Origin of the sequence: Streptomyces capoamus (genome assembly GCF_014654935.1) — a bacterium.
Taxonomy (GTDB): Bacteria; Actinomycetota; Actinomycetes; order Streptomycetales; family Streptomycetaceae; genus Streptomyces; species Streptomyces capoamus.
In genome coordinates this window covers 369,780-379,566 of record NZ_BNBF01000001.1, presented here as the reverse complement: position 1 = coordinate 379,566, position 9,787 = coordinate 369,780, and the positions used below count along the sequence as shown (strand labels likewise).

Genomic DNA, 9,787 nt, shown 5'->3' with positions numbered 1-9,787 from the left:
GCGTGACACCGGACGCGTGACAGGCGATCGGTCGGCGCTCTCGTGAGGGGTGGTCTGCGCTCGACACGCGCCATGACCGCGGCCGGAGCGCGCGCACGAAGGACGGTTCCCACTTCATGGCTGGAGCCGCATCGGCCCCCGGCCTGCCGGCTCCGTCTCCAGGAGGATCGCCCTTGGTGGTGCAGCGCCGTTCGCCCGTGCAGGGCGGCGCGAGAGGTTCCACAAGGCTGCGAAGGGCATCGATCCGAGGGGGGAGGCCCTGAGCAGCTCGCCCCATGTACCACCGCTGCACAGCGCGGATGGCCGCTGGGAGCCCAGGCTCTGGTCGCTGTTCGTCCTAGCCCTTCTTCCAGTACGCGCCATTGTGCAGGGGTCTGTCAAACGCTGCGGAAGGCCCTCGCCCGGTGCTTCGACCTCACGCACGCCGCGACGGGGCCGAGCGGACGGGCAGCGATTCACCGAGCGGCCGATCAGCTGTCGGCCATCACATGTGACGGGTTGTCGAACCGGACCGCGACGGCAGGCCCGGGACGACAGGGCAGGGACGACAGGGCGGGAAGCGGTTCCTCAGCGTCAGGCGCATGGCGCACCAGACCGACAAGACGAGCGGTCCGGAGTTCGACGCCGACGACGAGGCGGTGCTGCGTACGAGCGGGCCGTTCCGCTGTCCCCGACGTCCCGCCACGAGGGAGACACGCACGCCCCGGCGGCCCGCCCGGCCGCCGGGGCGGAGCGAGGCCGCTCAGCCGTCCCAGGTCCAGTCGGCGACCTCGGGCAGGTCCGTGCCGTGCTCGCGGATCCACGCGTGGTGGCGCTGGCGGGTGTCCTCCATGCGTTGGCGTACGGCCGCCGCGCGCACCGCGAGGCCGGGGACGCGGTCGATGACGTCCGTCACCAGGCGGTAGCGGTCGAGGTCGTTGCGGACCACCATGTCGAACGGCGTGGTGGTGGTGCCGATCTCCTTGTAACCGCGCACGTGCAGGTTCTCGTGACCCGTGCGGCGGTAGGCCAGGCGGTGGATCAGCCACGGGTAGCCGTGGTAGGCGAAGACGACGGGCCGGTCGGCGGTGAACAGGCCGTCGTACGCGAAGTCGCTCATTCCGTGCGGGTGTTCCTCGCTCGGCAGCAGCCGGGCGATGTCGACGACGTTCACCACCCGCACCGCCAGCCCGGGCAGCTCACGGCGCAGCAGCTGTGCGGCGGCCAGGACCTCCTGGGTGGGCACGTCACCGGCACAGGCCAGGACCACGTCCGGTTCCCGGGTGCCGTCCTCGGTGCCCGCCCAGTCCCAGATGCCGGCTCCCCGCGCGCAGTGGACCTTCGCCTCCTCCATCGACAGCCAGTCGAAGCAGGGCTGCTTGCCGGCCACGATCACGTTGACGTAGTCCTTGCTGCGCAGCGCGTGGTCGGCGACCGAGAGCAGGGTGTTGGCGTCCGGCGGGAAGTAGACCCGTACGGCCTCGGGGCTCTTGTTGAGGATGTGGTCCACGAACCCCGGGTCCTGGTGCGAGAAACCGTTGTGGTCCTGGCGCCACACGTGCGAGGTGAGGAGGTAGTTGAGCGAGGCGATGGGGGCGCGCCAGGACAGCCGGCGGGTGGTGCGCAGCCATTTGATGTGCTGGTTGACCATGGAGTCGACGATGTGGACGAACGCCTCGTAGCAGGAGAACAGTCCGTGCCGGCCGGTGAGGAGGTAGCCCTCCAGCCAGCCCTGGCAGGTGTGTTCGGACAGGATTTCCATCACCCGGCCGTGCCGCTCGAGATGCTCGTCCACCTCGAGCACCTGCGCCTGCCAGGCCTTGCCGCTGGCCCCGTACACCGCCTGGAGCCGGTTGGAGGCGGTCTCGTCGGGGCCGACGAGGCGGAAGTCGCGCCGTTCGCGGGTGGCGTGCATGACGTCCTGGAGCATGTCACCGAGGACGCGGGTGGGTTCGTGCAGGGTGGCGCCGGGCTTGTCGACCTCGACGGCGTACTTCTCCAGGGGAGGCAGTGGCAGCTCACGCAGCAGCAGGCCGCCGTTGGCGTACGGGGTGGCGCCCAGCCGGCTCCTGCCCTCGGGGACGCAGGCGAGCACGTCGGGGCGCGGGGCGCCGAGCTCGTCGAACAGTTCCTCCGGCCGGTACGAGCGCATCCACTGCTCCAGCTGCCGCAGGTGCTCGGGGTTGTCCCGTACCGCGGACAGCGGGACCTGGTGGGAGCGCCAGGTGCCCTCCACCGGCAGACCGTCGACTTCGGCCGGGCCGGTCCAGCCCTTGGGGGTGCGCAGCACGATCATCGGCCAGTGCGGCCGCTCCCCCACGCCGTCCTCGCGGGCGCTGCTCCGGATGGCCGCGATGCGCTCCACCGCGTCGTCCATCGCGGCGGCCATCGCCCGGTGGACGGCCGCCGGATCGTCACCGCCGACGTGGAGGGGGGCGTGTCCGTAGCCGCGCAGCAGCTCGTCGAGTTCGTGCTCGGGCAGGCGGGACAGCACGGTCGGGTTGGCGATCTTGTAACCGTTGAGGTGCAGGATCGGCAGGACGGCGCCGTCGTGGACCGGGGCGAGGAACTTGTTGGAGTGCCAGGAGGCGGCCAGCGGCCCGGTCTCCGCCTCGCCGTCACCGATCACGCAGGCCACCAGCAGATCCGGGTTGTCGAAGGCGGCCCCGTAGGCGTGGGAGAGCGCGTAACCGAGCTCGCCGCCCTCGTGGATGGAACCGGGGGTCTCCGGCGCGACGTGGCTCGGCACCCCGCCGGGGAACGAGAACTGCTTGAACAGCCGTGCCATACCCGCCGCGTCCCGCGTGACGTCCGGGTACGTCTCGGTGTACGAGCCCTCCAGCCACGAGTTGGCCAGCACGGCCGGACCACCGTGACCGGGCCCCCAGATGCACACGGCGTCCAGGCCGCGGGCCTTGACGACGCGGTTGAGGTGGGTGTGCACCAGGTTCAGGCCGGGCGAGGTGCCCCAGTGGCCGAGCAGCCGTGGTTTGACGTGCTCAGGGCGCAGAGGCTCCGTCAGCAAGGGGTTGGCCATGAGGTAGATCTGGCCTACGGCGAGATAGTTCGCGGCGCGCCAGTGGGCGTCCAGCGACCTCAGCTCGTCGTCCTCCAGCCGGGCGGGCGCCTGCCGCGTGTCGACGGACATCGGGGTTCCTCTCGGTGTCGGGGCAGGCCGGGTACCGTACGTACCGGTTCCTGCACGTCTCACCCTCCGGTGCCGCACGGGGTTCGCGGCAGGGCCGTTCGGGCCACACCTGCCCCGCACAACCGAACGGAGCATCCGTCCGGCGGACCGGCCAGGCCACGGCGCCGCTGCCCCAGCGCGCTGAGCGAGCACCGGGTGCGGCTCCGTCTCGGGCGCGGCGGAACCCCAGGGCCCCCGGTGCAGTCGCACGGCAGGACCTGGCCGTCCCGTATCCGGGGCCCGCACGTGAGCTCGTGGGCACCCTCGGCGGCGACCGCCCGCTTCCGGACCGAGCAGCCGAGCCGCGTGGAGCAGAGCCTCCCCACCCCCGGAACGCAGCGCTCCTCGGCGCCGACCGGGACCGGTCACGACCACCAGAACCAGGTCCGCCGTCGTGGACAGCGCGCTGATGGACAGGTACGGGAGCACACCGGGCTTGCACCTCGCCCCGGGCCCCCACGACCGACGGACAGGCGTCGCGCCCGCGCTCGCCGCGTTCAGGTTCTCGGCCTGAGCGACCGTGGACTCGAAGCGGGAAATACCGCCCTGGGCGATCACGTCGGCCAGGGCGGTGCTCGCCCACGTCGCTGCGGTGACGATCCGTCGTCGGAGTGGCCGGCCTCAGTCCGCGCCGGTCGCCGGTGCGAAGAGGTAGCGGTCCATCATGAGCGCCGCGTCGGCGAGAACCACCGTGTCCCCCAGGGGATCGTCACGGAAGGCGAGGTCGAGGAGGGTGCTCGCGACCTCGACGGCCAGCCGGCCCCGTCGGCGTGATGTGTCGGTGTCCGGCATCGCGTACCCGCGGACGAGGGCCCGGTGCACCAGGTCGGCGATCTCGCGGTCGGTCTTCTGGGTGTCGGCTCGCAGGGACGCGATGCGCGGCCCGTGGTACCAGATCCGACGGTAGCCGGGCTCTTCGCGGAAACGGTCGGCGTACGCGGTGATCAGCTTCGCCAACAGGTCCTGCGAGCGTTCGGGGAGCGGCTCGGCCGTGACGCGTTCGGCGATCTGCACATCCAGCTGAAGCCATCTGCGCATCAGCGAGGCGACGATCGCCTCCTTGTCGGCGAAGTACCGGTACAGCACGCCGACCGACACTCCGGCCTCGGCCGCGATCACCTTGGTGCCCAGATCGTCGTAGGAGGTCGTCTCCAGCAAAGAGGCCGTCACCTCGAGGATGCGGGCGACCTTCTCTCGGCTGCGCCGCTGCCTCGGCTCATGCACCCCGGACATCGAACTCCTTGACACGCCCCTGAACCCGAACCAGAGTCTAGTTCATGTTTTTATCCGGACGCACCGCGCGCACCAAGCTCGGGCCGGACTTCCGGCGCGTCTGGGCCTCGGTGACCGTTTCCAGCCTCGGCGACGGGATGCGCTTCGTCGCTCTTCCTCTGCTCGCGGCCCGGCTCACCTCCGATCCCCGTCAAGTCACCCTCGTCTATGTGGCAGAGCAACTGCCGCTGCTGCTGTTCGGCCTCCTCTCGGGCGCCCTGGCGGATCGCTTCGACCGCCGCCGCATACTGTGGGTCGTCGACGCCGCCCGAGCCGTGACCGTCGGGGCGCTCGCCGTCGCAGTGGCAGTCGACGCGATGACGGTGCTCCTGCTGGCTGGCATCGGCTTCCTGCTCGGGCTCGGACAGACTCTCTACAGCGGAGCATGGTCGGGCATCGTGCCGACGCTGGTCGCCCCTGCGGAACTGACGCGCGCCAACGCCCGCCTGCAGTCCGGTTCGCTCATCACCGACACCCTCCTCGGCACCCTGCTGGGCGCCCTGCTCTTCGGCGTCTGCGCCACGCTTCCCTTCGCCGTCGATGCGGTGTCGTTCGCGGCCGCTGCCGTACTCGCCCTGATGCTGGGCGGCGACTTCCGCCCACGGCCGCACAGCACACGGAACCCTTGGAAGAGCCTGCTCGACGACACGGCTCAGGGAGTGCGCTGGCTCTGGGAGCAGCCGCTGCTCCGTCGCCTCTGCCTGACGTCCGCGATCACCAACTGCACGAGCGGGGGCCTCATCGCCATTCTGGTGCTCTACGCCCGGCAGACCCTGGGCCTGACCGGCTTCGGCTTCGCCTTGTTGGTCGCCTGCTTCGCGATCGGAGGCGTAGCGGGGGCCATGGGAACCCCCCGCGTGACCGCCCGCTTCGGAGGACCTCGGGTGCTGCGGCTGACCGCTGCGGTCACTGCAGGCACCGCAGTGGCTGCCGGCGCGGCTCCCTCGGGCCTCGTCGCCGGCGCGTGCATCGCTGTGTACGGAGCGGCGAACCTGGCATGGAACGTGACCGCGGTGTCCCTCCGTCAGCAACTCGTCCCTTCCTCCTTACTGGGGCGCGTGGGCATGGCCTACCAGATGGTCGTCGGCGGTGGGATCACGCTCGGCGCCGTTCTCGCCGGCCTGGAAGCGGATTCCTTCGGGCTGCGCGCCCCCTTCTACATCGGGGGCGCTCTGCTGCTCGCCGCGAGCCTGATCAGCATGCGTCCCGCCGGCCACGGCACTCCGGCACCAGGTGACTCGACGGGATCAAGGGGTCACACGGTCCGACGGCGCACGGGAGGTGCACGAGCGGCTGAGCCGGAGCGTGACCGGTGAGGCGCGGGGGAAGAGGCGTGCGCTCCGGCCGGCCGTGCCGCACGGCGCCGAGGGGTCACGAGACGGATGTGCACCGTGCCGTACTGCCCCGGTGGCCGGGCGGACGCCGTCAACGAACGGTCAGGGCGGTCGCCGCCCGCGGGCAGGTTCGGGCAGCGGGGGTCACTGCACGACTTGTCACGGCGGAACCGTGCGGTTTGCGGTGCAATGACCTGTCCGAACGTGAGCCTGGGAGGCGAGGACGGAATGAACGACCTGATCGGGACGGCTTCACCTGAGCCCGTCGGCACCGCCGGACCCGGCACGTGCCGGTGCGGCACCCGGGCTTCCGGTGGCGTCCCGGGCGCCGCCGAGGGAAGGTTCCGGGGGCTGCTGGAAGCGGCCCCGGACGCCGGGGTCATTGTCGACGGCACCGGCACCATCCGCCTGGTCAACGCCCAGACGGAAGCCCTCTTCGGCTACCGCCGCGAAGAACTCCTCGGCAACCCCGTCGAACTCCTCGTCCCCGGCCGCTTCCGCGCCCACCACACCGCACACCGCAACGGCTACGCCCACAACCGGCAAGTACGCCAAGTACGCCCCATGGGCGCCGGCCTCGACCTGTGCGGCCTGCGCAAGGACGGCACCGAGTTCCCCGTCGAGATCAGCCTCAGCCCCACAGCGCGCCCACGGACCCGTCGGCCTGGATGTCTGCCGCACCGACACCGGCATCACCGTGGAGATCAGCGACCGCAGCCCCCACCTGCCCCAGCCGCGCCTCGCCGCGGAGGACGAGGAGTCCGGGCGCGGTTCGCACCCTCGCCGACGACTGGGGCGTACGGCCGACGAACCAGGTAGAGACGACCTGGTTCAGCCTCGAACTGTAGGCGACCCCGGGCAGAAGCCGACCGGCGCCGCGCCTCCGCGGTGAGCCGGTGCCGGGCGGAGGTGGTGGCGCACAGGCGGCGACGAAGCGGCGGGCCTCACCGAGGTTGTCGACCGCTGCATGTCCGTGCCTGGTGGACTTGGCGGGCCGCCTGGTCCGGCGCGTGCGGCAGGGCTCGTTCGGCGGGGCGGAGCAGCAGCTGCGCCAGCGCGTCAACATCGCCCGTGCGGGCACGAAGCACGCCGGCGTCGGCGGACCCACAACGAGGGGGACGGTCCCGCTCGGTCACCTCCCGGCTTCCCCAGGGACGCCGTGCTCGGCCGTTCCCGGTCAGGTGAGGAGGCCGAGCCGGGGACCGCCCCCGTGGCGCAGCCGTCGGAAGAAGGCGAGGACACCCGCGGAGCCACCCGCCCAGGTGGCGCTCGGCCGGACGAGCCCGGTGTCCGGGAACACGGGGCGGGACCAGGTGCCACCGCTACGGCTCAGGATGAGCAGGGCGACGGTCTCGGCAGCGTCCCGGAACTCCTCCGCCCCGGTCGCCTCCGCGATGTCCACCATCAGGTCGCCGACTCCGGCCAGGCCACAGCATTGCGTGACCAGTGGCATCCGCGGTGCCAGTGCGGCGCACGCGCGCGCGGCCCGCTGGGCGAGGCCGAGGTGGCCGGGTTCGTCGAGGCGCACGGCGGCGCGGACGAGTACGGTCCCGATCCCGGCCAGGCCCCGGCACCAGGAGCCGTAACGGCGGGTGGCTCCCGGCTCGGCGGCGGCCGCGATGATGTCCGGGGTGACGGCGGCCAGGTGTGCGGCCGCCTGCGCCGAACGGCTGATCACGTCCGGGTCGCCGGTGACACCGCCGTGTTCGAGCAGGAACAGGGCGACGCCCGCCGTACCGTGCGCGGCGCCCTCGCGCAGGGCGGCGCTGCCGGCGGTGTCCGGGCCGGCCGGGGTCAGGCGGGCGGTGCCGGAGGCCAGCATCCGGTCGCAGTCGGCGGCCACGGCAAGGTGCCGGTCCGCGGTGTGCCGGTGACCGGACCGGAGGGCGTGCCGGGCGAGGAGGAGCCGGCCGAGGCCGACGCCGGCGGCGCCCGCGATCAGGTCCGCCTCCGGCGGTCCGCCGTCCGGTGCGCGGCCCGGCAGGACGGGGTACGCGGACGCGGCGCCCTGGTCCGTCCCCGGTACCGGTACCGGTACCGGTACCGCTCCATCTACCGCTCCCGCTCCCGCGCAGGGCTCCGCCTCGGTGAGGAAGAGTTCGACGCCGGTGCGCCCCGTGTAGAAGCCGGGTGGCAGGTTCCTGGACTGTTCCGCCGTCCACCGCGCCAGTGCGGTGACGGTGGACCGTACGTGCGGCCGGTGCGTGTGGTGGAGCAGTTCCAGTCCGAGTCCCGAGCTGCCGCCGTAGACGTCGATCGAGGTCGGGACGTTGAGCCGTGCGGCCCGGGCCGGGTCCACGATCGCCTCCGCTTCCCTCGTGCAGAACGCGGTCGTGTGCTCGATGATCTCGTCCAGCAGGTCGTTGTCGACCCGGGGGTGTGCGCGGCGGTGCGCGGCCCGGGCGCGTGCGGGCCGGGGCACGGTGCCGGCCGTGCCGGTGCGCAGGCGGTCGGCGGCCGCGGCCCTGACGGCCGGATCGGAACTCAGGAGGCCGGTGATCGACGACCGCATCTCCCGGTGGGCGCCCCCGGGCAAGGCCCATGCCAGGCAGGCCAGGGTCCGGTCCCGGTTGACCCGGTGGTCGGTGTCGACGACCACCGGGTCCATACCGGTGGCGGCGAAGAAGAGGGTCGCGCCGAGGGCGTAATGGTCATCGGCGGGGCGGGCCGGTCCGCTCGCGGGCAGGACCGGCTCGCTGTAACCGGGGGTGGCTCCGCCCGGGCCGGTGCCGTCCCGTTCGCTGATCCCGAAGTCGATCAGGTGGCAGTGGCCGGGGCCGGAGTCGTCGAGCACCACGTTGTCGGGCTTGAGGTCGCGGACGACCACGTTCCGGCCGTGGACCGCGTCCAGGATCCGCAGGAGCCGGGAGGCGAGGACGGACAGGGCGCGCGCCGGCCGGGTGCCGTCGTCGCGGAAGGGGCCGTGGCGCAGGACGTCCCTGCGCAGGTCGCGGTCACCGCAGTTGCTCATCGCCAGGTACTCGTCCGACTGGTGGGCGAAGTAGTCGAGTGCGCGGGGCACCCCCGGTACGCCGTCGAGCGCGGTGAGGACGGTCCACTCGTTGCGCAGCCGGTGGCGGGCGTCCGTACCGGACTCGTCCTCGCCGACGAAGGCCCTGGCCTGTTTGACGACCACCGGTCGCCCGGTGGTGCGGTCGACCGCGCGGTAGACGTTGCCGCGGGGTGAGCGGGTGATGCCGGCGGTGATCGTGTAGCGTCCGCCGCCGAAGCCGGCCGCGGCCGGTCCGTCACCGCGTCCGGAACGGACTGCGAACGGGTCCTCGGCCCAGGGCGGGCAACGGTAGCGGCCGACCGCCAGGCCGTCGAAGAGCTGCCCGTCCGGCCCGGTCATGACGGATTCGAGCCGCCCGCTGCGGCCGGTGCGGTAGTCGCCGGTGAAGGGGCCGTAGCGGTAGTAGACCGGGGCCCTCGGGTCGACCCGCCGGTCGCTGACGACCCGCGGTCCCTCCCGGTCGCGCAGTACGGCGACGAGTTCCCGGGCGATCTCGACCACGGTACCGGCGAGCGGGTAGACGGTGATCGCCTTGCCGACCGACCCCGCGCTCACCACACCGGAGTTGAGGCGGCGCAGCGTGTCGGGATCGCGGGCGAACTTCGCGTGGCACACGTGCCGGGACAGCACCGGCAGGACGAGCCGGGTCACGGTGCCGAGGTCGCCGGGACGGGCCGAGACGTGTAGTTTCCAGCCGTGTTCCATCGCCGGCATACGCGGATCGTTCAGGTACGACCACGTGTCGTCCGACCAACCACCCCGGCCGGCGATGGAAACGGCCACCGCTACGAGTTCAGGTCGCAGGCGAATCGGGTGGTGGCGGTCACCCACGGGTCGGCGAGACACGCCGTGTGCTCGCGGTCCCCGCGGTCGTCGTCCTCGAACGCGATGGTCTCGTCATCGATCTCCAGCGGACCCGCGTCGCGGAAACCGTCGGTCTTGAGAAGATCCGGCACGGCTACGGGCATGTGACGCCTCCAATGTCTGTCCTGCACGTGAGGA

5 protein-coding genes and 1 pseudogene are annotated in these 9,787 nt (G+C 72.2%); 2 read left to right on the top strand and 4 right to left on the bottom strand.

Annotation, left to right across the window (positions count from 1 at the left end; translation table 11 throughout):
- Positions 1 to 742 precede the first annotated feature (742 nt).
- Positions 743 to 3,127: a phosphoketolase family protein gene (locus IE312_RS01775; protein WP_189977599.1), complete on the bottom strand. Its 2,385-nt coding sequence runs from the start codon at positions 3,125 to 3,127 to the stop codon at positions 743 to 745.
- 660 nt (positions 3,128 to 3,787) lie between these two features.
- On the bottom strand, positions 3,788 to 4,399 hold the full coding sequence (locus IE312_RS01770; protein ID WP_189977597.1) for a TetR/AcrR family transcriptional regulator: 612 nt from the start codon (positions 4,397 to 4,399) through the stop codon (positions 3,788 to 3,790).
- A 44-nt stretch (positions 4,400 to 4,443) separates the two neighbouring features.
- Here IE312_RS01770 and IE312_RS01765 point away from each other — a divergent pair, with 44 nt between their 5' ends.
- Both IE312_RS01765 and IE312_RS44255 read left to right on the top strand, forming a co-directional pair.
- Positions 4,444 to 5,754, top strand: coding sequence for an MFS transporter (locus tag IE312_RS01765; RefSeq protein WP_189977595.1), 1,311 nt, complete (start codon positions 4,444 to 4,446; stop codon positions 5,752 to 5,754).
- Positions 5,755 to 6,000: 246 nt separating this feature from the next.
- Positions 6,001 to 6,411 (top strand): annotated as a pseudogene (locus IE312_RS44255) (PAS domain S-box protein); the annotation flags it as partial.
- Between the two features lie 538 nt (positions 6,412 to 6,949).
- Here IE312_RS44255 and lanL read toward each other — a convergent pair.
- Positions 6,950 to 9,568, bottom strand: coding sequence for a class IV lanthionine synthetase LanL (gene lanL / locus IE312_RS01755; RefSeq protein WP_189977591.1), 2,619 nt, complete (start codon positions 9,566 to 9,568; stop codon positions 6,950 to 6,952).
- Between the two features lie 2 nt (positions 9,569 to 9,570).
- The gene (locus IE312_RS01750) at positions 9,571 to 9,753 is read right to left on the bottom strand and encodes an SflA family class IV lanthipeptide (protein ID WP_189977589.1); all 183 of its coding nucleotides are present in this window, start codon (positions 9,751 to 9,753) and stop codon (positions 9,571 to 9,573) included.
- Positions 9,754 to 9,787: the final 34 nt, after the last annotated feature.

What these genes read in the sequence shown, in the direction of transcription:
- IE312_RS01770 (WP_189977597.1), bottom strand. Translation starts at nt 4,399, where the DNA reads ATGTCCGGGGTGCATGAGCCGAGGCAGCGGCGCAGCCGAGAGAAGGTC.
- IE312_RS01765 (WP_189977595.1), top strand. Translation starts at nt 4,444, where the DNA reads ATGTTTTTATCCGGACGCACCGCGCGCACCAAGCTCGGGCCGGACTTC.
- IE312_RS01775 (WP_189977599.1), bottom strand. Translation starts at nt 3,127, where the DNA reads ATGTCCGTCGACACGCGGCAGGCGCCCGCCCGGCTGGAGGACGACGAG.
- IE312_RS01750 (WP_189977589.1), bottom strand. Translation starts at nt 9,753, where the DNA reads ATGCCCGTAGCCGTGCCGGATCTTCTCAAGACCGACGGTTTCCGCGAC.